The sequence below is a fragment of the Novosphingobium sp. NDB2Meth1 genome, from assembly GCF_900117425.1.
GTDB lineage: Bacteria > Pseudomonadota > Alphaproteobacteria > Sphingomonadales > Sphingomonadaceae > Novosphingobium.
In genome coordinates, this window is the sequence record NZ_FPEH01000015.1 from 349,784 (window position 1) to 372,488 (window position 22,705).

The 22,705-nt window shown below is 65.2% G+C and carries 19 protein-coding genes; 12 read left to right on the top strand and 7 right to left on the bottom strand.

The features are described 5' to 3' along the window. Positions 1-2 precede the first annotated feature (2 nt). The 5 genes from NDB2M1_RS11130 to NDB2M1_RS11150 all read left to right on the top strand — a co-directional run bounded on the left by NDB2M1_RS11130 (position 3) and on the right by NDB2M1_RS11150 (position 6,104). Positions 3-818, top strand: coding sequence for a 4-(cytidine 5'-diphospho)-2-C-methyl-D-erythritol kinase (locus tag NDB2M1_RS11130; protein WP_072382268.1), 816 nt, complete (start codon positions 3-5; stop codon positions 816-818). After that, positions 815-1,543 (top strand): N-formylglutamate amidohydrolase, encoded by a 729-nt coding sequence (locus tag NDB2M1_RS11135; RefSeq protein ID WP_072382269.1) that lies wholly within the window; start codon positions 815-817, stop codon positions 1,541-1,543. The genes NDB2M1_RS11130 and NDB2M1_RS11135 overlap by 4 nt, the downstream gene beginning before the upstream one ends. A gap of 103 nt (positions 1,544-1,646) precedes the next feature. Then, positions 1,647-3,515, top strand: a complete 1,869-nt coding sequence (gene ilvD, locus NDB2M1_RS11140) for a dihydroxy-acid dehydratase (RefSeq protein WP_072382271.1) — start codon at positions 1,647-1,649, stop codon at positions 3,513-3,515. Beyond that, a complete protein-coding gene (locus NDB2M1_RS11145; RefSeq protein ID WP_072382273.1) occupies positions 3,505-4,902 on the top strand; it encodes a bifunctional ADP-dependent NAD(P)H-hydrate dehydratase/NAD(P)H-hydrate epimerase in 1,398 nt (465 codons plus the stop codon). Before ilvD ends, NDB2M1_RS11145 begins: the two co-directional genes overlap by 11 nt. After that, positions 4,899-6,104, top strand: coding sequence for a class I SAM-dependent RNA methyltransferase (locus tag NDB2M1_RS11150; RefSeq protein ID WP_072382276.1), 1,206 nt, complete (start codon positions 4,899-4,901; stop codon positions 6,102-6,104). Before NDB2M1_RS11145 ends, NDB2M1_RS11150 begins: the two co-directional genes overlap by 4 nt. Here the strand turns inward: NDB2M1_RS11150 and NDB2M1_RS11155 are convergent. The 3 genes from NDB2M1_RS11155 to NDB2M1_RS11165 all read right to left on the bottom strand — a co-directional run bounded on the left by NDB2M1_RS11155 (position 6,094) and on the right by NDB2M1_RS11165 (position 8,058). Next, positions 6,094-6,534 (bottom strand): MAPEG family protein, encoded by a 441-nt coding sequence (locus NDB2M1_RS11155; protein WP_072382278.1) that lies wholly within the window; start codon positions 6,532-6,534, stop codon positions 6,094-6,096. The two genes, NDB2M1_RS11150 and NDB2M1_RS11155, sit on opposite strands and share 11 nt — an antisense overlap. A 25-nt stretch (positions 6,535-6,559) precedes the next feature. Next, positions 6,560-6,988, bottom strand: coding sequence for an MAPEG family protein (locus tag NDB2M1_RS11160; protein ID WP_072382279.1), 429 nt, complete (start codon positions 6,986-6,988; stop codon positions 6,560-6,562). A gap of 71 nt (positions 6,989-7,059) precedes the next feature. Further along, the gene (locus NDB2M1_RS11165; RefSeq protein WP_072382644.1) at positions 7,060-8,058 is read right to left on the bottom strand and encodes a threonine ammonia-lyase; all 999 of its coding nucleotides are present in this window, start codon (positions 8,056-8,058) and stop codon (positions 7,060-7,062) included. 71 nt (positions 8,059-8,129) lie between these two features. Here NDB2M1_RS11165 and NDB2M1_RS11170 point away from each other — a divergent pair, with 71 nt between their 5' ends. From NDB2M1_RS11170 to NDB2M1_RS11185, 4 genes are all read left to right on the top strand, one after another. After that, positions 8,130-9,335 (top strand): saccharopine dehydrogenase family protein, encoded by a 1,206-nt coding sequence (locus NDB2M1_RS11170; RefSeq protein ID WP_072382281.1) that lies wholly within the window; start codon positions 8,130-8,132, stop codon positions 9,333-9,335. Positions 9,336-9,375: 40 nt separating this feature from the next. Next, positions 9,376-10,572: a carboxynorspermidine decarboxylase gene (locus NDB2M1_RS11175; protein ID WP_072382283.1), complete on the top strand. Its 1,197-nt coding sequence runs from the start codon at positions 9,376-9,378 to the stop codon at positions 10,570-10,572. 39 nt (positions 10,573-10,611) lie between these two features. After that, positions 10,612-11,838, top strand: coding sequence for a serine hydrolase domain-containing protein (locus tag NDB2M1_RS11180; protein ID WP_072382285.1), 1,227 nt, complete (start codon positions 10,612-10,614; stop codon positions 11,836-11,838). A 174-nt stretch (positions 11,839-12,012) separates the two neighbouring features. Next, positions 12,013-13,236 (top strand): type III PLP-dependent enzyme, encoded by a 1,224-nt coding sequence (locus NDB2M1_RS11185; protein WP_072382286.1) that lies wholly within the window; start codon positions 12,013-12,015, stop codon positions 13,234-13,236. A gap of 123 nt (positions 13,237-13,359) precedes the next feature. Here NDB2M1_RS11185 and NDB2M1_RS11190 read toward each other — a convergent pair whose 3' ends face one another. The 4 genes from NDB2M1_RS11190 to murI all read right to left on the bottom strand — a co-directional run bounded on the left by NDB2M1_RS11190 (position 13,360) and on the right by murI (position 19,679). Continuing rightward, complete coding sequence (locus NDB2M1_RS11190) at positions 13,360-16,296, bottom strand: TonB-dependent receptor domain-containing protein (RefSeq protein ID WP_143146726.1); 2,937 nt, start codon at positions 16,294-16,296, stop codon at positions 13,360-13,362. Positions 16,297-16,505: 209 nt separating this feature from the next. Continuing rightward, positions 16,506-17,726, bottom strand: coding sequence for a 5-aminolevulinate synthase (hemA, locus tag NDB2M1_RS11195; protein WP_072382290.1), 1,221 nt, complete (start codon positions 17,724-17,726; stop codon positions 16,506-16,508). Between the two features lie 181 nt (positions 17,727-17,907). Continuing rightward, on the bottom strand, positions 17,908-18,849 hold the full coding sequence (locus NDB2M1_RS11200; protein ID WP_072382292.1) for an MBL fold metallo-hydrolase: 942 nt from the start codon (positions 18,847-18,849) through the stop codon (positions 17,908-17,910). Positions 18,850-18,875: 26 nt separating this feature from the next. Beyond that, positions 18,876-19,679 carry a glutamate racemase gene (murI, locus tag NDB2M1_RS11205; RefSeq protein WP_083554808.1) on the bottom strand — a complete coding sequence of 268 codons (804 nt, stop codon included), beginning with the start codon at positions 19,677-19,679 and terminating at the stop codon, positions 18,876-18,878. A gap of 82 nt (positions 19,680-19,761) precedes the next feature. Between murI and plsY the strand changes: the two genes are divergently transcribed. The 3 genes from plsY to NDB2M1_RS11220 all read left to right on the top strand — a co-directional run bounded on the left by plsY (position 19,762) and on the right by NDB2M1_RS11220 (position 22,586). Continuing rightward, on the top strand, positions 19,762-20,358 hold the full coding sequence (gene plsY, locus NDB2M1_RS11210) for a glycerol-3-phosphate 1-O-acyltransferase PlsY (protein ID WP_072382295.1): 597 nt from the start codon (positions 19,762-19,764) through the stop codon (positions 20,356-20,358). Then, a complete protein-coding gene (gene dprA / locus NDB2M1_RS11215; protein WP_072382297.1) occupies positions 20,355-21,494 on the top strand; it encodes a DNA-processing protein DprA in 1,140 nt (379 codons plus the stop codon). Before plsY ends, dprA begins: the two co-directional genes overlap by 4 nt. 93 nt (positions 21,495-21,587) lie before the next feature. Further along, the gene (locus NDB2M1_RS11220) at positions 21,588-22,586 is read left to right on the top strand and encodes a hypothetical protein (protein ID WP_083554809.1); all 999 of its coding nucleotides are present in this window, start codon (positions 21,588-21,590) and stop codon (positions 22,584-22,586) included. The last annotated feature ends 119 nt before the right edge of the window (positions 22,587-22,705 follow it).

A 22,705-nucleotide genomic window follows, 5' to 3' on the forward strand; every position in this document is an offset into this window, starting at 1 on the left:
GGATGCCTGCTATCGCTGCCGGTCGGGAAACTGCGTACGCCAAGATCAACCTCGCGCTGCATGTCCGGCGGCGGCGCGAGGATGGCTATCATGAGCTTGAGACACTGTTTGCCTTCGTCGATTCGGGGGATGAGCTGGTGGCCGAACCGGCGAATGCGGACAGCCTGCATGTGGTTGGTGAGTTCGCCACCGGTCTTGACGATCCCTTCGGAAATATCGTCGCCAAGACTCTGAATTCGCTGCCGCATGGTAAAGGTTGGACAGTAACACTCGAGAAGCGCCTGCCGGTAGCTGCCGGACTTGGCGGTGGTTCAGCCGATGCGGGCGCGGTGTTTCGCATGATCGAGCGCGCGCATGGCCTGCCGGATGATTGGCGCGACCGCGCCGCCAAGCTCGGTGCCGATGTCCCTGCCTGCGTACTCAGCCAGGCTTGCATCGGACGCGGCACCGGGACTGAACTCGAACCCGTCGCCAATGATTTGGCCGGAACGCCTGTCCTCCTTGTCAATCCACGCATTCCGCTCGCAACCGGCCCCGTGTTCAAGGGCTGGGATCAGATTGACCGCGGCCCCATGCCGTCAGGGAACTTGCGCACGATTGCGCTCGAGGGCCGCAACGATCTTGAACCCAGTGCCATCGCGCTTGTGCCGCAGATTGCTGACGTCATCGCGGCGCTCAGCGCAAGCGGCGCCTGGCTCGCCCGCATGTCCGGCTCCGGCGCGACGTGCTTTGCGCTCTATGACAGCGCCGAAGCCCGCGATGCTGCCGCTGCCGCCTTGCCGCCAGCATGGTGGCGTCTTGCGGGAGCGCTGCGATGAGCGAAGCCTACCAGATCATCGGCACGCCGCGTTTCGGCGGCATTCTCGTCGTCTCCGATCACGCCTCCAACCGCGTGCCGGATGACATCGATCTCGGCATCGACCCGGCGCTGCTCGAACAGCACATCGCGGTCGATATCGGCGTAGCGGGCGTTGCTGCCCGGATGGCCCAGCGCCCCGGCATCGCCGCGTTTCTCGGGGGGGTGAGCCGCCTTGTCTGCGATTTCAACCGCGACGAGCATGGGCCGACCGTCTGCCCCATCGCCAGCGACGGCCATGCCGTTCCCGGCAATGCTCTTGATCACGCCGGCCACGAAGCCCGCCTCGCGCGGTTCTACCGGCCTTATCACGAAGCACTGGCGCAGTTGCTCGATGCAGCGCCGCCTGCGCTGATCCTCTCGCTCCACAGCTTCACCCCGCAGCTCGCAAGTGATCCGTCGCAGCAGCGCCCCTGGCAGGTCGGCGTGCTCTACAACGAAGACGACCGCGCCTCCCGGCTCGCGATCCCTCTGCTCGAAGCGGAAGGGCTGATCGTCGGCGATCAGGAGCCTTATTCCGGCCGCCTCCTCAACGCCACGATGAACCGCCATGCCGAGGACGAAGGGCGGCCCTATTTCGGCGTTGAAGTGCGGCAGGACCAGATCGCCGATCCCGCGGGCCATGCGCTCTGGGCCGAACGGCTCGCGCGCATCGCCAATCAGGTGGCCATCGCTCTCGGCGCTTAGCCGGATGGTTGCGGAGATTACTTTCGACCGGAAAGCGCTCTTGCGCTAGGTGCACGGCATCGTCGCCGTGGAGGCGAGCTCACAAGTTCAAGAGAGAATGCCAATGCCGGTCTATCGTTCCAGAACCACCACCCACGGCCGCAACATGGCGGGCGCGCGCGGATTGTGGCGCGCCACGGGCATGAAGGACAGCGATTTCGGCAAGCCGATCATCGCGGTCGTCAACAGCTTCACCCAGTTCGTGCCGGGCCACGTCCACTTGAAGGACCTCGGCCAGCTCGTCGCGCGCGAGATCGAGGCGGCAGGCGGCGTCGCCAAGGAATTCAACACGATAGCGGTCGATGATGGCATTGCCATGGGCCACGACGGGATGCTCTATTCGCTTCCCAGCCGCGACCTCATTGCAGACAGTGTCGAGTACATGGTCAACGCGCACTGCGCCGATGCGATGGTCTGCATATCGAACTGCGACAAGATCACACCCGGCATGCTGATGGCCGCGATGCGCATCAACATCCCCGCCGTGTTCGTCTCGGGCGGACCGATGGAAGCGGGCAAGGTTGTCCTCAATGGCAAGGAAGTCGCGCTCGATCTCGTCGATGCCATGGTGGCTGCGGCAGATGACAAGTACACCGACGAGGAAGTCACGGCGATCGAGCGGTCCGCGTGCCCGACCTGCGGTTCGTGTTCGGGCATGTTCACTGCCAATTCGATGAACTGCCTCACCGAAGCGCTTGGCCTCTCGCTGCCCGGCAACGGTTCGGTGCTCGCAACCCACGCCGATCGCGAGCGCTTGTTCCGCGAGGCCGGACGGCTCGCTGTCAGCCTCTGCCGCCGCTACTACGAGGAGGACGATTCGAGCGTCCTTCCCCGCGAAGTTGCCAGCTTCCGGGCTTTCGAGAACGCGATGAGCCTTGATATCGCGATGGGCGGCTCGACCAACACCGTGCTGCACCTGCTTGCTGCCGCGCATGAAGCGGGCGTCGATTTCACCATGGCCGATATCGACCGCCTTTCGCGCCGCGTGCCCTGCCTCTCCAAGGTCGCACCGGCCAAGTCCGACGTGCACATGGAAGATGTCCACCGCGCGGGCGGCATCATGGCGATCCTTGGCGAGCTGGAGAAAGCGGGCCTGCTCCACACGGACCTCCCCACAGTGCACAGCCCGACCATGGGCGATGCGATCAACAAGTGGGACATTTCCCGCAGTAACGATCCGGCGGTGCACGAATTCTATAAGGCTGCACCCGGCGGCGTGCCGACTCAGGTCGCTTTCAGCCAGTCTCGCCGCTGGAAGGAGCTCGATCTCGACCGCGAGACCGGGGTGATCCGTTCGGCCGAATATGCTTTCAGCCAGGATGGTGGTCTTGCCGTTCTTTTCGGCAACCTCGCCAAGGACGGCTGCATCGTGAAGACGGCCGGGGTCGACGACAAGATCCTCAAGTTCAGCGGCCCGGCCAAGGTCTACGAAAGTCAGGATGCTGCTGTCACCGCCATCCTCACCGGGCAGGTCGAGGCGGGTGACGTCGTTCTCATCCGCTACGAAGGCCCGCGCGGCGGCCCGGGCATGCAGGAAATGCTCTACCCCACGAGCTACCTCAAGTCGAAGGGCCTCGGCGCGGCTTGCGCGCTTGTCACCGACGGGCGCTTCTCGGGCGGCACGTCCGGTCTCTCGATCGGCCACTGCTCGCCCGAAGCGGCGGAAGGCGGGACAATCGGCCTCGTCGAAACCGGTGACCGCATCGAGATCGACATTCCTGCCCGCTCGATCCACCTCGCAGTGGATGACGCCACGCTTGCCGAGCGCCGCAAGGCCGCCGAAGCGCGCGGATGGCAGCCGGTGAAGCCGCGTCCGCGCAAGGTCAGCCTCGCGTTGCAGGCCTATGCCCTGATGACGACAAGCGCCGCGCGCGGCGGCGTGCGCGATCTCTCCGGCATTGTCCGCACGAGCGGCACGCAGGATGCCGGCTGACCTGACACAGGTCCTCGATGTCGCGTCGATGCGCGCTGCCGAAGCGGCGCTCATCGACGGCGGCACCCCTGCGCAGGATTTGATGGAAGTAGCCGGCCGCGCGCTCGGCGAATGGGTGCGGCGGCTGGGGGCAGGGCGGCCTGCCACGGTGCTCTGCGGCCCCGGCAACAATGGCGGTGATGGTTACGTTGCCGCGCGGTATCTCGCCGAGCACGGCGTGCCGGTCACCGTCATCGCAGCGCGTCAAACGACTACGCCGGAAGCCTTTACGGCGCGCTCGCTCTACAAGGGCGAGGTGCAAGGTGCAGGCAGTCTCCCCGGCGGCGGCGTGCTCCTTGATTGCCTGTTCGGCAGCGGCCTGTCGCGGCCGCTGCCGAACGACTTGTTCGATCTCCTCAGCGGCCTTGCGGAACGGCATGCGCTGCGTATCGCGGCCGATCTCCCCAGCGGGATCGAGGCGGACAGCGGCGCCGTGCTGAACCCCGGCTTGCCCGTGTTCGATCTGACGGTCGCACTTGGTGCCTGGAAGCATGCGCACTACGCCATGCCAGCCGCTCCGCTGATGGGCGCGCTTCGCCTCGTCGATATCGGCGTGAAGTCGGTTCCCGGTGCCGCGCGCGTTATCCAGAAGCCGCATGTTAGGTCGCCCGCACCCGATGCGCACAAGTACCGGCGCGGCCTGCTGGCGGTGGTTGCAGGTGCCATGCCCGGTGCCGCGCTGCTTTCCGCCGAGGCTGCGCAGCGCTCCGGAGCAGGCTACGTGAAGCTGTTGGCCCCCGCGCAGCCTCAGGGTGTGCCGCCGTCATTGGTCTGTGACGTCACGGACCTTGCAGCTCTCACCGACCCGCGCATCGCCGCAATTCTTGTCGGCCCGGGACTGGGACGCAGCGCGGAAGCCGCTGCCCGGCTCGATGCAGCGCTCGGGGCGAATCGTCCCGTCGTGATCGACGCCGACGCACTCACGCTCTTGCGGCCTGACAGCCCCGGCACGGCTCCGCGCGTTCTTACGCCCCACGAAGGCGAGATGGCCGCGCTGGAAGCCGCATTCGGACTCGCTGCCACCGGGACCCGCCGTGCCCGCGCGCTGGCACTGGCCGAGACGGGGCAGGCGGTTGTTCTCCTCAAAGGCCCGGACAGCCTGATCGCCACTCCAAGCGGTGACGTAACGGTCAGCCCGCGCGCATCGGCATGGCTTTCGGTTGCCGGCAGCGGCGATGTGCTCGCCGGAATCATCGCCAGCCGACTTGCTGTGCACGGCGACGCCCACCGTGCCGCGCAGGAAGGCCTGTGGCTCCACGGCGAGGCCGCGCGGCGCTGCGGACCCGCCTTTACTGCCGGAGACCTTGCGGGCGCGACGGGTTCTGCCCTAAGCGCCGCACTTCCATGAGCAATCCCGGCCTGATCATCCGCGTCGCCGCCAAGGGCGAAGGGCAGACCGCCGACGGGCGTTACGTCGCGCTCGCCGCGCCGGGCGATGTGCTGGAAGCCGATGGCATGCTGACGCCGGGGCCGGACCATGCCGCGCCGTCATGCCGCCACTTTCCGGCCTGTGGCGGGTGCCAGCTTCAGCACCTCTCCGAGAGCGCATTGGCTGCCTATGTCGCGGGCCGTGTCGAAGGCGCGGCGCGGGGGCAGGGGCTGGATCCGGGCCATGTGTCGCCGCCGCATCTCTCTCAAGCACATACCCGACGCCGCGCCACGCTCCATGCGCAGGCCATCGGCAAGCGCGTCGTTCTCGGCTTCCGTGAGGCAGGCTCGCACAAGATCGTCGACCTCAGGGAATGCCCGGTCCTCGCACCCGAACTCGCCGCGCTGGTCCCGCCGATCCGCCTCTTGCTGGAGGCGCGTGGGAGCCGCAGTCTCGCCGCCGATATCGCACTGACGCTGGCCGATCAGGGCCCAACCGTCGATCTCGCCGGGCTGACGATGGAAGGTCTTGCCCAGACCGAAGCCCTGCTCGACTTCGCGCGCGACAACCGGATTGCCCGTCTGACCCTTGATCAGGGCGACGGACCCGAGACAGTGTGGGAACCCGACCCCGTTACGGTAACGCTCGGCGGCGTGCCGGTCGGCCTGCCGCCGGGCGCTTTCCTGCAGGCGACGCGCGATGGCGAGGAGGCCTTGGTTGCCGCCGCGCGCGAATGGCTTGCGGGCGCCAATACGGTGGCAGACCTGTTTTCGGGCCTCGGCACATTCGCCTTTGCCCTCGCAGGGCCCGGCACCAAGGTACTTGCCGTGGAAGCTGCCCGCGACGCGCATCTCGCCTGCCAGGCGGCTGCCCGCATGCACGGCAAGCCGGTCCATTCGCTGCATCGCGACTTGTTCCGCAATCCGCTGCAGAAGGCCGAACTCGACCGCTTCGCCGCGGTCCTGCTCGATCCGCCCCGCGCGGGGGCGCGCGAACAGGTTCTGCAACTCGCGCAGTCGGTCGTCCCGCGCGTGGTCTACATCAGCTGCAACCCGGCCAGTTGGGCCAAGGATGCCGTCACCCTGATCGAAAGCGGCTACAGGCTCGCCGGGCTCGTGCCGGTGGGCCAGTTCCGCTGGTCCACCCACGTCGAGCTGGCGAGCCTGTTCGTCAGGCCGTGAACACCGCCATCGCGGCGTGGAGCACGAGCGCCATCAGCGCCACGCTCGACAGCGCAAACAGGATGAAGCGCGGCGCGACCTTGTTCACGGTCGACTGGAAGATCGAGTGGATCACGCGCAGGCCCACATAGGCCCATGCGATCATCATGTTGACCCCATCGCCCTGGCCGATGATCGCCAGAACGATCGCCACTGCATAGAACACCGTAGGTGCTTCATGCAGATGATTGTAATTGTGCGCTTTCCACTGGATATGCGGCGCGATCAGACCTTCGAGCTTGGCGCCCGTCCAGCCAACATCGGCCTTCGGATCATCGGACTTGGGCAGCGCGTTTATCGCCGGGATACGCGTGGCGTACATCCATATCCACATCACCATCGTCCAGGCCGTCAGCGCCACTACCGGTTTCAGAATTTCCATGCCCGTCATTGCGGTCCCCTCCATTTTTGGTTGTTCAAGGTAAAAGCGTGTTCTCCGCGGCGCGGATCGCCAGCGCCAGCAGCAGACCGGTCGACACCACGAAGAGCGTGAGGCGCACCGGGATCGTGTTGACGAGCGCCTGCCACAGCGAGTGGATGATCCTGAGACCCGCGTAGCCCCATGCCAGCACCACATCGATCTTCGTCGCGCCGGTCAGGGCAATGATGATGCTCACCGCATAGAACAGCGTCGGCTGCTCAAGCAGGTGGGTATAATTGTGCGACTTCCAGTTGATCTGCGGTGGAATCACGCCTTCGAGATCCTGTCCGCGTCCACCCGGCTTTGCATCGGCGAGCCCGCCCATCCGCTTGAGCGCGGGAAGGCGGCTGGTGGCAAGCCAGGTCAGCATCACGAATGTCCACAGCACCAGCACGGCGGCCGGCGCCAGCATTTCCTTCTGCATGGTCAGAACACCCCGCTGCCACGTTTGTGACAGGAGTGACGGCCCGGAGATCGATTGTCAAATGCAACCGATCAGGTGTCCGCGATCACTTTGGCAAACGCGGCCGGATCGACGTTGCCGCCGGAGAGGATCACCGCCGTCCGCCGGTCCGCCGGAACCTTGCCCGCCAGCACCGCCGCCAATGCCGCCGCGCCGCCCGGCTCGACCACCAGCCTCAGCTTGCGGAAGGCATAGACCTGCGCCGCGCGTACCTCTGCCTCGCTCACCGCTACGCCCTCCATATGGTGTGACGTCATGACGGCGAAGTTGATCGGGAAGGTCGCCATGGTCTGCAGCGCATCGCAGGCTGTCGGCGGAGGATTGGCGCCGACGCCGACGATCTCGCCGCCCGCCAGACTGCGCGCGATATCGTCCCAGCCTTCGGGCTCCACCGGTACGACCTCGGCATCGGGACAGGCGAGCGCGAGGCCGGATGCCAGACCACCGCCACCGCAGGGCGTCACGATACGGGTCGGTCCGCCGCCCGCAAAGCACTCCATCTGGCTCGCCAGCTCGATACCGGTGCTGCCCTGGCCCTCGATCACCCACGGATCACCATAGGCATGGACGAGCACGCTGCCCTGAGCCGCGCAGATATCCGCCGCGATCGCATCGCGCGACTGTGTCAGCCGTTCATAGAGCACGACTTCGGCGCCGAGCCGTTTCGTTTCCGAGAGTTTCACTTGCGGCGCATCGGACGGCATCACGATCGTCGCCGCGATCCCCAGCCGCCGCGCCGCCCAGGCGACGCCTTGCGCATGGTTGCCACTCGAAACGGCTACGACGCCGCGCGCGCGTTCTTCTTCAGTCAGATCGGTCAACCGGTGCCATGCCCCGCGGATCTTGAACGCGCCCATCGGCTGCAGGCATTCGGCTTTGCACCATACGGTGCCGCCATCCGGCAATTCCAGTGCCAGCAGCGGCGTATGCGGCACGAGCGCGCTCACTTTGGCTGCGGCGCGCAGCACGCCTTCGCGGGTGGGCTCGCGCACCGAAGGGGCAGGGCTCAATTGGGGACTTGGGTTTGTCATGCCCATACCCTAAAGGCACCGCTTTCGAAGCGCCAGCATACGCTGCGCGGGTCCGGTTTGGAGTTTCCCCTATGGCCAAGGTCCTTGTCATCGGCGCAGGTGGCGTCGGCTCGGTTGCCGTTCACAAGATGGCGATGAACCCCGATATCTTCAGCGAAGTCGTGCTCGCCAGCCGCACGCTGTCGAAATGCGAGGCGATTGCCGCTTCGGTGAAGGAGCGCACCGGCCGTGATGTCGCGACCTACGCACTCGATGCCGACGACGTCGCCGCGACGACTGCACTGCTGAACGAACTCAAGCCCGCGCTCGTCGTCAATCTCGCGCTGCCCTATCAGGACCTCAACATCATGGAGGCCTGCCTCGCTGCCGGGGTGAACTACATGGACACCGCGAACTACGAGCCGATCGACGAGGCCAAGTTCGAATACAAGTGGCAGTGGGCCTATCAGGAGCGCTTCAAGCAGGCTGGCCTCACCGCGCTGCTCGGCTCAGGCTTCGATCCCGGCGTCACCAGCGTCTTTGCCACCTGGCTCAAGAAGCACAAGCTCGATACCATCCGCACGCTCGACATCCTCGATTGCAATGGCGGCGACCACGGCCAGCCCTTCGCCACCAACTTCAATCCGGAAATCAACATCCGCGAAGTGACCGCGCCTGCGCGCCGCTGGGAAAAGGGCGAATGGGTGGAAACGCCCGCGCTGACGATCAAGCAGACCTTCGATTTCGAAGGCGTAGGCCCCAAGAACATGTACCTGATGTACCATGAGGAGCTCGAAAGCCTCGCGCATCACCTGCCCGAGATCGAGCGCATCCGCTTCTGGATGACGTTCGGCGATGCCTATATCACGCACCTCACCGTGCTGCAGAACGTGGGCATGACGCGGATCGATCCAGTGATCTACGAGGGCAAGGAAATCGTCCCGCTCCAGTTCCTCAAGGCCGTGCTGCCCGAACCCGCCAGCCTCGGCGCGCTGACCAAGGGCAAGACCAATATCGGAGATATCGCCACGGGCCTGAAGGACGGGGTGGAAAAAACCTTCTACATCTACAACATCTGCGACCACGAAGAGGCCTATGCCGAAACCGGCAACCAGGCGATCAGCTACACCACCGGTGTGCCTGCCATGATCGGCGCGGCGATGCTGGTGACGGGGACGTGGAGCGGTGCGGGCGTGTTCAACATCGAACAGTTCGATCCCGATCCCTATATGGACATGCTGAACAAGCACGGCCTGCCCTGGCAGGTGAAGGAGCTTGAGGGGCCGCTGGAGTTCTGATGGTCGAGACGTCCCCGGTCAGGGAGGCAAGAGGGAAACAATGGAAACCAGAGCCGGCGATCCGGGCGCCTTCGCCTATTTCGACCTGAACCGCGTCGACAGCCCCGCCTTTGTCGTCGATGCCGCACGCCTCAGGCAGAATCTCGCCATCCTCGCCGATGTGCGGGACCGCGCCGGGATCAAGGTCCTCGCCGCGCTCAAGGCCTTCTCGATGTGGCGTGTTGCCCCGCTGATCGGGGAATACCTCGACGGCGTCTGCACCTCGGGCCTGTGGGAGGCGCGGCTCGCGGCGGATCACTACGCCGGTGAGATCGCGACCTACTGCGCGGCCTACAAGGCGGAGGACTTGCCCGAGATCCTCCAGCACTCCGATCATGTGATCTTCAATTCGCCGGGACAGCATGCGCGCTTTGCCGAACAGATCGCGGCAGCGCGTGCTGCCGGTGAACCCTTCGATATCGGCCTCAGAATCAATCCCTTGCACGCCGAAGGTGAAGTGCCGCGCTATGATCCCTGCGCGCCGCATTCGCGCCTCGGCTTCCCGGTCGACCAGCTGAAACCGGAGCATCTCGAAGGCGTTTCCGGCCTCCACTTCCACACCCTATGCGAGCAGGATTTCGAGCCGCTCCAGCGCACGTGGGAAGCGCTGAGGTCGCGCATCGCGCCGTTTTTCGGCCAGCTCAAGTGGCTCAACTTCGGCGGTGGCCACCACATCACCCGCGCCGATTATCAGCGCGAAGATCTCATCCAGTTTCTGAAGTCCGTGCGCGAAGAGACCGGCTGCGAGATCTATCTCGAACCCGGCGAGGCCGTTGCGCTCGACGCCGGCATCCTTGTCGGCACCGTGCTCGACACGCATTGGAACGGCATGCAGCTCGGGATCACCGACATCTCGGCCACCTGCCACATGCCCGATGTGATCGAGGCGCCCTATCGCCCCGCGATGCTCGGCGAACTGCCCATCGACGAATACGAAGACGGTGAGGGCGACGTGCCCGTCCGCCTTGGCGGCCCCTCGTGCCTCGCCGGTGACGTCATCGGCGATTACCGCAAGCCCGGCCTCGCCGAGCCCGGCACGCGTTTCGCCTTTCTCGATCAGGCGCACTATTCGATGGTCAAGACAACGACCTTCAACGGTGTGCCACTTCCCTCGATCTGGCTGTGGGACAGCGAGACCGACACGCTCGAATGCGTGAGGCGTTTTTCATGGGAGGCCTTCCGCGACCGCGTTTCCTGAGGCAAGCTGACCGCCATAAAAGCAAGGCGGAGAGTGCAGATGGCAGGCGAAGTGCTGGACGGCGTTACAAGCGACCCGGTGACGATGGGCTGGATGGTCGGTGCGCCGCCGCCGCCGGAGAAACGCATCCTGGCCGCCCGCGCCGATCACATGCGCTTCCCGATGATCCGCTGGTCCTATTCGAACATGCGCAGCTTCGTCGCCAGCGCCAATGTTGCGGCAGGCGGCACCGGCACCCCCTATCCCCGCGCGCTGCGGCCTGAGCTTGCGGAGGTGCGCTTCACGCCCATCGGCGCCAGCGAGACGATGAGCATCGAGGAAGCGCTCATCCGCAACTTCACCGACGGTATCCTCGTGCTGCACAAGGGCACCGTGGTCTTCGAGCGCTGGTTCGGCGTTACCGGCCCGCTCACCCGCCATATCGCCTTTTCGGTGACCAAGAGCTTCGTCGGCACCCTGCTCGAAATGCTTGTGGGCGAGGGACGAGTCGATCTGGCCGCCCGCGTCGATGAAGTCATTCCTGAACTCGCCCCCAGCGGTTTCGGCAGCGCCACCATCGCGCAGGTCCTCCACATGACGACCGCGCTGGACTATTCCGAGGACTATACCGACCCCAATTCGGGCATCGGAGCCTACAGCGCCGCACTGGGCCTCACGCCGCGCCCCGCAGGCTATGGCGGCGCGCGCAATCTCTGGGACTATCTGGCAACTGTACCCGGAGCTGGCGTGCATGGCGAGAAGTTCACCTATCGCACGCCCAACACCGATGTGCTCGCCTGGATCATCACCCGGATCGAGGGCAAGCCGCTTCCCCAAATCCTCAGCGAACGCCTGTGGCAGCCGCTCGGCATGCTGGGCGATGCCGACCTGATCGTCGACGAGATCGGCACGCCATTTGCCGGTGGCGGGCTCAATCTGCGGCTCGAGGACCTGCTGCGCTTCGGTGAGGCAATGCGCCTTGGCGGTCTCGGCGTGATCCCCGAGGCGGACGTTGCCCGCGTCCGCACCGGCGGCAATCCCGCACATTTCCCGAAGGCGACCTATCCCGATCTGCCGGGCTGGAGCTATGGCAGCCAGTGGTGGCACGCGCACGACAACCACGGCTGCTTCACCGCGCGCGGAATCCACGGACAGACCTTGTGGATCGATCCTGTCGCCGAAATGGTCGTCGCGCGATTCGCCTCGCACCCCATTGCGACGAGTCTCGCCAACGATCCGCACTCGGTCCCAGCCTGGGGCGCTTTGGCGCAAGCCTTGATGGCGTAAGGATTTTGGGCGCCTCGGCGTAAGAATGTTTCATGTTTGTGACATCAACATGAGGTGCCCATTTTTTCACTTGATGTTCAGGGCGGGGGGGCTATTTACCCCCTCGCTGCCCCATGGGGACTTCCAAACCGCAAGGCAGCTTTGTCTCAATTTTCCGTTTGGGGGTCCCTTGAGTTGCACATCCATCCTGACGCATTGGCTGTAGCGGGCGCCTTCGCGCCTGACCAACCCGCCATTCTGAACCGACCGCACGCTGCTGCGCGCGCTGCCCGTTTCTTCGTCGAGAAGTTTCCGGGGCGCTCGCTCTATGCGGTAAAGGCCAATCCTTCGCCGGAGCTGCTCCGCGTGCTGTGGGATGCCGGGATCACGCATTACGACGTGGCCTCGATCGCCGAAGTGCGCATGGCGCGCGCAGCGGTGCCTGCGGCGACGCTGTGCTTCATGCACCCGGTCAAGACGCCGAGCGCGATCACCGAAGCGTACCGCGACCACGGCGTGCGCGTGTTCAGCCTCGATTCGGTCGAGGAACTGGAAAAGATCCGCGATGCCACGACGGCTGCCAACAACGGCGTGCTGCCCGAAGACCTGACGCTGTGCGTGCGCCTGCGCGTCTCGTCGGAGTATTCGGAGCTCAGCCTTGCCTCGAAGTTCGGCTGCGATCTCACGGGCGCGGCAGAGCTTTTGCAGGCCACCCGCCAGGTCGCCGATTCGCTCGGTGTCTGCTTCCACGTCGGCAGCCAGTCGATGAGCCCGCACGCCTATGTCCAGGCGCTCGAGCGCGTCCGCGCGGCGATCGTCGATGCGTCGGTCACGGTCGACATCATCGATGTCGGCGGCGGCTTCCCGTCGATCTACCCGGGCATGGAACCGCCCCCGCTGGAGGATTACTTCGGCGTGATCGACCGCACCTATGAATCGCTGCCGGTCTCGTACTCGGCGGAACTGTGGTGCGAGCCAGGCCGCGCGCTCTGCGCCGAGTACAATTCGATGATCGTGCGCGTCGAACGCCGCCGCGGCACCGAGCTGTTCATCAACGACGGCGCCTATGGCGCACTGTTCGATGCGGCGCATGTCGGCTGGCGCTTCCCTGTCCGTCTGCTGCGCGAAAGCGCGGCCAACGAGGACGGCGAGACCGAAACCGAGGACTTCAGCTTCTGGGGCCCGACCTGCGACGACATGGACCGCATGGAAGGGCCCTTCGCGCTTCCGGCGGACATCAAGGCGGGCGATTTCATCGAGATCGGCATGCTCGGTGCCTATGGCGCGGCAATGAAGACCGCGTTCAACGGCTTCGGCGCAACCGATGTCTACGAAGTGTCGGACGAGCCGATGGCCAGCCAGTACCGCGGTGACCGCCGCGATCCGCGCGTGTCAGACAACGTGGTGTCGCTGCGTTGAAACTTTAGGAAGCCGGATGAAGTCCGGGTCGCAAGCGAAAGGCCCCGCAAGCAATTGCGGGGCCTTTCTTTTTGTCGGGTCGAGATGGGGGAGGGGCAGGATGCCCGCTCCCCTCGCAGCTCGTCAGAACTTGGCGCGGAAGCCGGCGTAGAACGACGTCCCGCTTGTCTCGGTCGGATAAGTGTATGAGCCGATGTCCGGCTGCTGGTTGAACAGGTTGTTCACGCCGCCGTAGAACTCCATCGTCTTGTTGACAGTGAAATTCGCCGAGACGTTGTGCACCCAGCGCTCCTTGTACCAGGCGTACTTGGGGTCGACGTAGTTCGGGTTGCCGTTGGTGCGGTCAGCCGAATAGCGCCGGGTCTTGTCCCACCACGAAACGCTGTAGTTGAAGCCGAACGGACCGGTCTGATAGCTGAGGTTCACGAAGGCCTGATACTGCGGCTGATAGGTCTCGCCCAGCGTGCTGCGCGGCGCGGCGCCCGGCGAATCAACAAAGGTCAGCGTATTGAGGTAGTTGCCGACAAACTTCAGCTGGAAGTCACCGATCTTCTCGAGGCGGAAGCCATAGTTCACATTGAGCTCGAGGCCCGAAGTGCGGAACGCGGCGACGTTCTGCGGCTGCACCGTGTAGTCCACAATCAGGCCACTGCCCGGTGCACGCACCAGCGAGGCGCAGAACGGATTGTTGATCGTCGGCTGATCAACGCAGAGTTCGGCGAGCTTCTGGGCATCGACAGTGTTGATCGCTTGCTTGAGCTTGATGTCGTACCAGTCGAGCGCAATCGCGAGGCCTCGCACAAAGCTCGGCTGGATGACCACGCCGGCTGTCCACGTCCGCGCCTTTTCGGGCTGGAGGTTGGGATTGCCGCCGCTGGTGCCCGAGATGTTGACCGTGCGGGTATCCTCGAAGTTGGCTATCTCGGTGGGCGAGAGGCCGGCAGCCGTCAGCAGCGCCGTGCAGTTGGCCGCCCGGCTAGCAGTGCCGAGGCCGATGTTGGAGGGCAGGCAGGGATCGTCGAAGAACGTGAAGGTCTGCCCGGCCGCGCCATAAAGCTCGCCGATGTTGGGCGCGCGCACCGCTTGCGAGATCGTACCGCGGAACCGTATATCCGGAATTGGGGACCAGGCTGCATCGACCTTCCAGGTTGTCGCGCCGCCGGTCGAGGAGTAGTCCGCATAACGCACCGCGCCGCTCACATCGAGCACGTGGAAAAACGGCTTGTCCTTCAGCAGCGGCAGATCGAGCTCGGCGAAGGCTTCCTTCACATCGAACTTGCCGCGCGTGATCCCCAGCTTGTTGGAGAAGGTGAGGCCCTGCTGCTCCAGCGGATCGGGTACGAAGCTCGAGCTTTCCTTGCGGTATTCGCCGCCGACCACGAAACCGACCGGGCCGCCGGGCAAGTTGAAGAAGCCGCGCGTATCCCCCGAGAGCGAAGCGTTCACCACGTGCTGGGTGATGCGCGAGCGCTCTGTCGTATTGGCGCGCACGAAATCCACCCCCGCCGGATCGCTGCGACCTTCGCCGAAGAGATTGATCGGACGGCATTCACCCGGCTTGAACGTCACCGCGGCAGCCGCTGTCGGATCCAGATTGACGCGGCAAGTGATCTGCCCCGTCGCCGGATCGAGCACAGCATCGAGCGCGGCGTTGAAGCGGTCGGTGTAGCGGTCGTTGACGAAGCGGTTGGTCACATCGGTGCGACCGAAGACGTAGGAAACTTCGTAGTGCAGCGACGAGGATAGATCGCCTTCCGCGCCGATAACCGAGCGGAACGTCTCGCGCTTGATGTTCTCGCCGCGCTGACCGAGGTCGAAGTTGTCGCGCGTAACGAGCACGCCGCCATTGGCCGGATCGATCGCTGCCTGGATGCTCGCGGGGATATAGGGGTTATCCTGCGGCACGAAGATGTAATAGTCGAACGTCGGCTGCCCGAGCGAATAGGACTTCGTGTTCGCGTACTTGGTCTCGACAAACAGCTTGAGCGCCGGCGAGACTTCGAAGCGGGCGTTGAAGTTCACCACATGGCGCTTGATCGAGGGCAGCAGGTCGTTGCCGTAGTCTGAAACCAGTGTGTCGTCGCTGCCGCGTGAATAGCCGCCGGGGATCGAGGTGCCGAGGTTGTAGGGCGTGCCATCGCCGCGGAAGTCGGGGATGCCCTCAAAGGTCACGTCGACCGCTCCCTGCCGCGAAGACCACTCATAGCGGATGTCATCAAGCGGGATGCGGCTGTACACGCCCGGCGTGTTTGGCGTGTAGTCCGGGTTGCGGACGAACGTGATCGCGCGCGAGCCGGTGAACTGCGGGCGGTCGCGCGTCTGCAGGCGGTCGCTGGCGCCATATTCGTAGGCCAGCGTCACATTGCCGCGCCCGCCGGCGAAGTTCTTGCCAACGGTCAGTGCAGCGAAGCGGTCGCCGGCATCGCCATACTTGCTGATCCCGGCCTGCGCCTGCGCGGCGACGCCTTCGAAGTTCTGCTTGAGCACGAAGTTGACCACGCCGGTCACGCCATCCGCACCATAGATCGCCGAGGCCCCGCCGGTGAGCACGTCGACCCGCTCGATCAGGCTGACCGGGATCGTATTGATATCGACCGCCTGCGAGCCTTGGACGCCGGACACCTGGCGACGCCCGTTGATCAGGACCAGCGTGCGGTCGACACCCAGATTGCGCAAATTGAGGAGGTTAAGGCCGGTATAACCTATTCCGGCGCGATCGCCCGAATTGTCGCGCGAGGTTTCCGAGCCGACCAGTGCGGGAAGGCTGGCGGTCAGGAAGGTGGTCACATTGGTGACGCCCTGCTTCTCGAGCAGATCTCTGCCGAAAGAAACCGTGGGGCTCGCGGTCTGGTAATCAGTCCGGCGCAGGCGCGTACCTGTGACTACGATGTCGGCCGTATCCGGTGCCGGGGTCGTAGCGGTCGCATCGGGCGTTGAAGAACTCTGCGGCTCGGCCTGCGCCCATGCGGAGGTCGGAAGGTAAGTAGTTAGCGCAAGGGTCGAAGCAGCAACAAACAGGGCTGAGCGATGCGGGCGATTGAGCAACATAATTTCCCCCATACGGAAGATTCAAAACTGACCGGGTCATACCAACCGTGCAAGTTCTTGAATCTACGAAAGTGTGTTATCTTACGTAAGTGATGCTTCTCGGTAACAGTGCCGATTGCATTCAACACACGAAGCAACACTTTGTTGCAGTGGGGATGTGTCGCAGCCACCCGACCTTAGGTGCAAGCGCTGACCTGCTCGCGCTGGTATTCGGTCGAGCTTCACGCCGCCTTGCGCATGTCCAGTTCAAGCCGCTGCCAGATCTCGACCAGCGCATCGGTCAGTTCGATCATCATCGCTTCGGTATGCGCCGGACCAGGCGTGAAGCGCAGACGCTCGGTGCCGCGCGGCACGGTCGGATAGTTGATCGGCTGAACATAGACGCCGTATTCGGCGAGCAGGATGTCGCTGACCTTCTTGGCGCGCACCGGATCGCCCACCATCAGCGGCACGATGTGGGTGGTGGAAGGCATCACCGGCAGACCGGCCTCGGCAAAGGCCTTCTTGAGGAACGCCGCCGCTGCCTGCTGGCCCTCGCGCTCGACGCTCGAGGCCTTGAGGTGGCGCACCGCCGCCAGCACGCCGGCCGCCAGCACCGGCGAAAGCGAAGTGGTGAAGATGAAGCCCGGCGCATAGCTGCGGATCACGTCGACAATCCGGGCATCGGCCGCGATATAGCCGCCCATCACGCCAAACGCCTTGCCCAGCGTGCCTTCGATAATGTCGATGCGGTGGGCCGCCTCGTCACGCTCGGAAATGCCGCCGCCGCGCGCGCCGTACATGCCCACGGCGTGGACTTCGTCGATATAGGTGAGGGCGTTATACTTTTCGGCCAGATCGCAGATCGCGTGGATCGGGGCGACGTCGCCGTCCATCGAATAGACGCTTTCGAACGCGATGAGCTTGGGCAGCGCCGGATCGGTCTCGGTCAGCAGCTCTTCGAGATGGTCCACGTCGTTGTGGCGGAACACGCGCTTTTCAGCGCCCGAATTGCGGATGCCCGCGATCATGCTGGCATGGTTGAGCTCGTCCGAGAAGATCACGCAGCCGGGCAGGATCTTGGCGAGCGTCGATAAAGTGGCATCGTTCGAGACATAGCCCGAGGTGAACAGCAGCGCGCCCTGCTTGCCATGGAGGTCCGCCAGTTCGGCTTCCAGATCGACGTGGTAATGCGTATTGCCGCCGATGTTGCGCGTGCCGCCCGAGCCGGCGCCGACATCGTGCAGTGCTTCTTCCATCGCGCCGATGACCTTCGGGTGCTGGCCCATCGCGAGGTAGTCGTTCGAGCACCACACAGTGATCGGCTTGGGGCCATTGTGTCCGGCGAAGCAGCGCGCGTTGGGGTAGGCGCCCTTGTTGCGCAGGATATCGATAAAGACGCGGTAACGACCTTCAGTATGCAGACGCTCGATCGCGGAATCGAAAACCTGATCGTAATTCACCCGCGGCTCCTCATGAACCAGTTGCCACAACCCTGTGCGCAGCGCGCTCACGGAACCGGGGGTCCTTGGGGCGCTGTGACTGTCTTCGAACCGACGCAAGCCCGAAGCGAGCGGCGCTTTACGCCGCTTGTCCGGGCAACGCCAGCGGCATTTCGGTCATTTCCCGGGAGGGCACAACGCCCTATTGCGGGCTCTTGTGCTCTCTCACGGGAAGCCGGGTGGGTGGCGCAGCGGCAAAACGTGGCCCCTCTGCCTGATCCTGCAACCAGCCGAGGTCGTGGCCGTAGACAATCTTCAGCCCCGGTTCGCGTTCTCTGAGCCTCGCCAGCCCCTTGATCCATGCCAGCGTCTGCCGGCGATCTTCATGGCCGGTCCATTCCGCCGCGTAGCGTGACCGGGGGCGCTGCCATTCGACATTGCGCCGCATCGGGGCCGTGTCGCCAGCAAACAGATACTCGCGGCCATCCTGCAGGCGGACGTAGACCATCTGCGCGCCATCCATAAAACCCGGGGTGCGGACAATCGCGATGCCCGGCGCGATGGCGGCATAGGCGTAAGGGGCCATAAGGCCGGCAGGGGCAGGAGTGATGGTCTGCGTGAAGCTGGGAAAGAGCGCCTTGATGGTCTCCAGCTGCTGCGGATTGCCGATCAGCTTTTTTGCAACCGAACGATCTTCGACCAGCAGGGTCACAAGTCCGCCAATATGGTCGAGATCCTCACTGGTGAAGATGACACGCCGCGCCGCGAGCAGCCAGCTCTCGGCGGTCTTCTGGATTTCCGGACGGTAGTTGTCATAGCCCGAGGTCGCGGCCTGGTCCTTGGTCAGGCCGACGTTGATGATCGTATCCCCGCCCGGCGTGAGCAGGCGCCACACGAACACGCCGGTCTGCTCGCTGCGCAACCCGCCGCCTGCAATGAGGTACGTGCCGGGCTCGGAATTGGTTGCGACGGCGGCATATTCGATCGCGACCGGACGCGGCCCCTTCTGGCTGTCGGCGAGTGTGCGCAGACGCGCAATGTCGATATCGCGCGGCGCGACGGACGTGGGGCCCGGATCCATCAGGAGCCAATAGTATGGCACCGCCACGATCAGGATCAGCAGCAAGGCAATCCGGTTCAGCATGGTGCGGTGCAATAACCCCGATCCGGTCAGAACACCAGCCGCTGGCGAAGGCCATAGCGAGCCAGTGCCGGCATCAGTTTCGCATCGTCCGGATCGTCCTTCGTGAACAGCGCAAGGTCCCCGGTCTTGCCCGGTGCCCAGGCTTGCCCCTCGGTAAGGAAAGCGATTCGCCGCGCGATCCCGTCCGACCCGTCGACGAAGCGCACGCCCGGCCCGAAGGCCTCGACGAGCTCCGCCTCCAGCAGCGGGAAGTGCGTGCAGGCGAGCACCACGGTGTCGATTCGCGCCCCGTCGGGCATCGCGCACAGTGCTGCTGCAGCACGCGCGAACACGGCCGGATCGACCGGTTCGCCGCGCAGCTTGGCTTCGGCAGCGGCAACCAGTTCGGGCGCGCCATGGCGCAGCAGGCGCTTGTCGGCGGCGAACTCGGCTTCGAGCCGGTCGACATAGCCCTGCCGGATCGTCGCTTCCGTCCCGAGCAGGCCGATCACGCCCGTTTGCGTCATCGCCGCCGCCGGCTTGATCGCGGGCACCGTCCCCACAATCGGCACTTCCAGCACTTCGCGCACCGATGCGAGCGCGATCGTGCTTGCGGTGTTGCAGGCGATGCAGACGAGGCGAGGGTGATACCGCTCGGTCAGCCGCCCCAGCAGCCCCGAAACGCGCGCCGCGATCTGCGCCTCGGTCTTGCTGCCGTAGGGAAGGCCCGCATTGTCCGAGACGTACATGACCGGCGCCTGCGGCAGCACCTCGCGCACCTTGCCAAGCACGGAAAGCCCGCCGACGCCGGAATCGAACATCAGGATCGGGGCGGCAGGATCAGGTGTCATCGTCCGCCTTTCTATCGGGAGTGGCGGCAAAAAGGAAAGCATGCCTCTCCCCTTTGTGCCCGGCGGCGGTTAAGACCGAGGCATGAACATCGCTTCACCGTCCATCGTCGGCGTTCTTGTCGCGGCCTATCTGCTGGGGTCGGTCCCGTTCGGTCTGCTGCTGACCCGCCTGTTCGGCGCGGGCGATCTGCGTAGCATCGGCTCCGGCAATATCGGCGCGACGAACGTGCTCCGCACTGGGCGCAAGGGCCTCGCGGCGGCGACGCTGCTGCTCGATCTTGCGAAAGGCGCGGCGGCCGTCCTGCTGGCGCGGGCGTACGTCCCGGGCACTGAAGCGCTCGCCGCCTTCGCCGCCGTCATCGGCCACTGCTTCCCGGTCTGGCTGCGCTTCAACGGCGGCAAGGGCGTAGCAACCACGATGGGTGTCTCGCTCGGTCTCGCCTGGCCGATCGGGCTTGCCTATGCCGTGGTCTGGCTGGGCATGCTCGCGGCAACGCGCATTTCCTCGCTCGGCGGCCTTTGCGCGGTGATCGCGGCGCCGATCGCGGCTAAGGTGCTCGGCTATTCGGCTTACGCTCCGGTGCTGGCCGCCATCGCGCTGCTGGTGATCTGGCTCCACCGCGCCAACATCGCCCGCCTTCGCGCCGGGACCGAACCGCGCATCGGCAGCAAGGGATGAACCTCGCCGCGCCTGTGCTGTCCCAGGCCGAAGTGTTCGCGCGGCTCAGCGTCTTGCGCTCCGCCGGTATCGGCCCGGTCAGCTACTATCACCTCATGCGCCGCTTCGGCGGTGCAGCGAAGGTGCTGGAAGCGCTGCCCGATATCGCCGGGCGCAGCGGCGCGCTCTATCGCCATGTCCCGCGCGAGCGGATCGTGGCTGAAATGGAGCGGTTGCAAGCAGCGGGCGGCCATTACCTCTTCCATGACTCCCCGGCCTATCCCCGCCTGCTTGCCGCGCTCGAAACCCCACCGCCGGTGCTTACGTATCGCGGTGACCTCTCGCTGCTGGGGCAGGGCGCCGTCGCTCTTGTCGGCGCGCGAAACGCCTCCGCCGGCGCCTGCCGCCTTGCCCGCGAATATGGCGCTGCGCTCGCGGCGCGCGGCTACGCGGTTGTCTCCGGCCTCGCGCGCGGGATCGACGCAGCCGCCCATCGCGGTGCGCTCGCGGCCATGGACAAAGGCGGCGGCACCATCGGCGTGATCGCCAGCGGGATCGACGTCACCTACCCGCCGGAACATGCCGAGTTGCAGGAAGACATCGCCCGCCGCGGCCTGCTCCTCGCCGAAATGCCTCCGGGCACCGAACCGCTCGCGCGCCATTTCCCCTTCCGCAACCGGATCATTGCCGGGCTCGCCGCAGGCACTGTCGTGGTGGAAGCCGCCCCGCGCTCGGGCTCGCTGATCACCGCGCGGCTCGCGGCGGAAGCGGGCCGCGAGGTCATGGCCGTTCCCGGCTCCCCGCTCGACAGCCGCTCGCGCGGCTGCAACGAACTGATCCGCGACGGCGCGATTCTCGTCCAGTCGGCGGACGACATCGCCGAACTGCTCGAGCGCTTCGAGGGTCCCTCCCGGCTCAAGCTGCGCGAGCCGGTCTGGGCCGGGCTGGACGAAGAGCAGCCGGAACGGGCCGACGATACGGACGCTGACGACCGCCCCGCAGACATCGCCCACCTGCTGGGCACCGCTCCTGTCGCCACCGACGAACTGATCCGCCAGAGCGGCGCCAGCGCAGGCGCCGTGCAGATGGCACTGATCGAACTCGAACTTGCCGGGCGACTGGTCCGGCATGCCGGCGGCCGCGTCTCGCTCGGCTGAACCACCAATACGGTTACAATTGACGCTACCGATTTTTACCTATTATGGTCCGATCCGGACCTCGCAGGGGGCGAGGGGAGAGGGGACCTGACCATGAAAAGCCGCAAATCCATTGCCTTGGCGCTCGCACTATCTGCGCTCGCGCTGCCCGGCGCCGCCTATGCGGGCGACTCCGCGCCCGTTAAGGTTTCCGGCAAGGAAGCCGTCAAGGGCGCGACCGGCGCTGCGGTGGCGGCTTTCAACGTCGGTTTCATTTTTGAATCGACCGACCAGACCAAGGCCACCGGCGGCCTGATGGGCGCTTTCGGCGGCACCACCAAGGCCAAGTCCTCGCTCGTCGGCGTGACGCCCGAGATGATGCAGAAGATCGCCGACGCCGCCTATGCCGATTTCACCGCCAAGCTCGCCGCTGCTGGTCTTTCCGTAAAGGACGCCGCGTCCGTCTTCGCCGCGCCCGAAATGGCCAAGCCGCATGGCCAGACCTCGCCGCTCGATATCTCGATCGCGCTCGAGAAGAACAGCAAGGGCAAGGCGACCTATGTGAAGCCCTCGGCACTGCCTACGCTGATCATGGTCGCGGGAGATTTCCAGGGCAGCGGCTTTTCGAGCATGGGCCTTGCCATGGATGCGGGGCAGGCGGGCTCCGCTCTTTCGCAATATGCCAAGGCGGCCGGCGTGCCGGTGATTGACGTCACCTACCTCATCGACTTCTCCGACCAGAAGCGTCCGGGCGCCTTCAGCTTCGGCGGTCTTGAGGTGAACGCCAATCTCTCGGTCGTGCCGGGATACAGCCGGATGACGGTGTTCGGTCCCAACGGCAAGACGACAACGGTCACGCTCAACCAGTCCGTCTCGGTCGACGGCGATTTCATCGACAAGCACGATGCCTCCAGCGGCACGGCGAAGACGACGCAGGCTGCGGCGAACGTGGCGGGCGGCGTCGCTGCGGCAATGGGCTTCGGCGGCATGCGCTTCGGCAAGACGCGCAAGTTCGAATTCGACGCCAAGCCCGGCAACTACGAGGAAGGCGCCGCCAAGGCCGCCGGTCTCGCCAACGATGTGCTGATCGGCCAGATCAACGCCCTGAAGTGAACCAGCAGCCTTAGGGCTGGACTTTCCTGCCAACCTGCGCAGAAACGCGGCGCTTGACGGTGGGGGCAAAACCTCCCCACCCTCGCGCGTACGTGTAAGGCCTCGAAAGTCCATCCTCG

Excerpts from the sequence above, each read along its gene's own strand:
- NDB2M1_RS11220 (WP_083554809.1), top strand. The coding sequence starts at position 21,588 with ATGAAAAGCCGCAAATCCATTGCCTTGGCGCTCGCACTATCTGCGCTC.
- NDB2M1_RS11180 (WP_072382285.1), top strand. The coding sequence starts at position 10,612 with ATGGCAGGCGAAGTGCTGGACGGCGTTACAAGCGACCCGGTGACGATG.
- NDB2M1_RS11145 (WP_072382273.1), top strand. The coding sequence starts at position 3,505 with ATGCCGGCTGACCTGACACAGGTCCTCGATGTCGCGTCGATGCGCGCT.
- NDB2M1_RS11150 (WP_072382276.1), top strand. The coding sequence starts at position 4,899 with ATGAGCAATCCCGGCCTGATCATCCGCGTCGCCGCCAAGGGCGAAGGG.
- plsY (WP_072382295.1), top strand. The coding sequence starts at position 19,762 with ATGAACATCGCTTCACCGTCCATCGTCGGCGTTCTTGTCGCGGCCTAT.
- NDB2M1_RS11160 (WP_072382279.1), bottom strand. The coding sequence starts at position 6,988 with ATGCAGAAGGAAATGCTGGCGCCGGCCGCCGTGCTGGTGCTGTGGACA.
- NDB2M1_RS11190 (WP_143146726.1), bottom strand. The coding sequence starts at position 16,296 with ATGGGGGAAATTATGTTGCTCAATCGCCCGCATCGCTCAGCCCTGTTT.
- NDB2M1_RS11170 (WP_072382281.1), top strand. The coding sequence starts at position 8,130 with ATGGCCAAGGTCCTTGTCATCGGCGCAGGTGGCGTCGGCTCGGTTGCC.
- murI (WP_083554808.1), bottom strand. The coding sequence starts at position 19,679 with ATGACACCTGATCCTGCCGCCCCGATCCTGATGTTCGATTCCGGCGTC.
- NDB2M1_RS11165 (WP_072382644.1), bottom strand. The coding sequence starts at position 8,058 with ATGACAAACCCAAGTCCCCAATTGAGCCCTGCCCCTTCGGTGCGCGAG.
- dprA (WP_072382297.1), top strand. The coding sequence starts at position 20,355 with ATGAACCTCGCCGCGCCTGTGCTGTCCCAGGCCGAAGTGTTCGCGCGG.
- ilvD (WP_072382271.1), top strand. The coding sequence starts at position 1,647 with ATGCCGGTCTATCGTTCCAGAACCACCACCCACGGCCGCAACATGGCG.
- NDB2M1_RS11135 (WP_072382269.1), top strand. The coding sequence starts at position 815 with ATGAGCGAAGCCTACCAGATCATCGGCACGCCGCGTTTCGGCGGCATT.
- NDB2M1_RS11155 (WP_072382278.1), bottom strand. The coding sequence starts at position 6,534 with ATGACGGGCATGGAAATTCTGAAACCGGTAGTGGCGCTGACGGCCTGG.
- NDB2M1_RS11200 (WP_072382292.1), bottom strand. The coding sequence starts at position 18,849 with ATGCTGAACCGGATTGCCTTGCTGCTGATCCTGATCGTGGCGGTGCCA.
- NDB2M1_RS11130 (WP_072382268.1), top strand. The coding sequence starts at position 3 with ATGCCTGCTATCGCTGCCGGTCGGGAAACTGCGTACGCCAAGATCAAC.
- NDB2M1_RS11175 (WP_072382283.1), top strand. The coding sequence starts at position 9,376 with ATGGAAACCAGAGCCGGCGATCCGGGCGCCTTCGCCTATTTCGACCTG.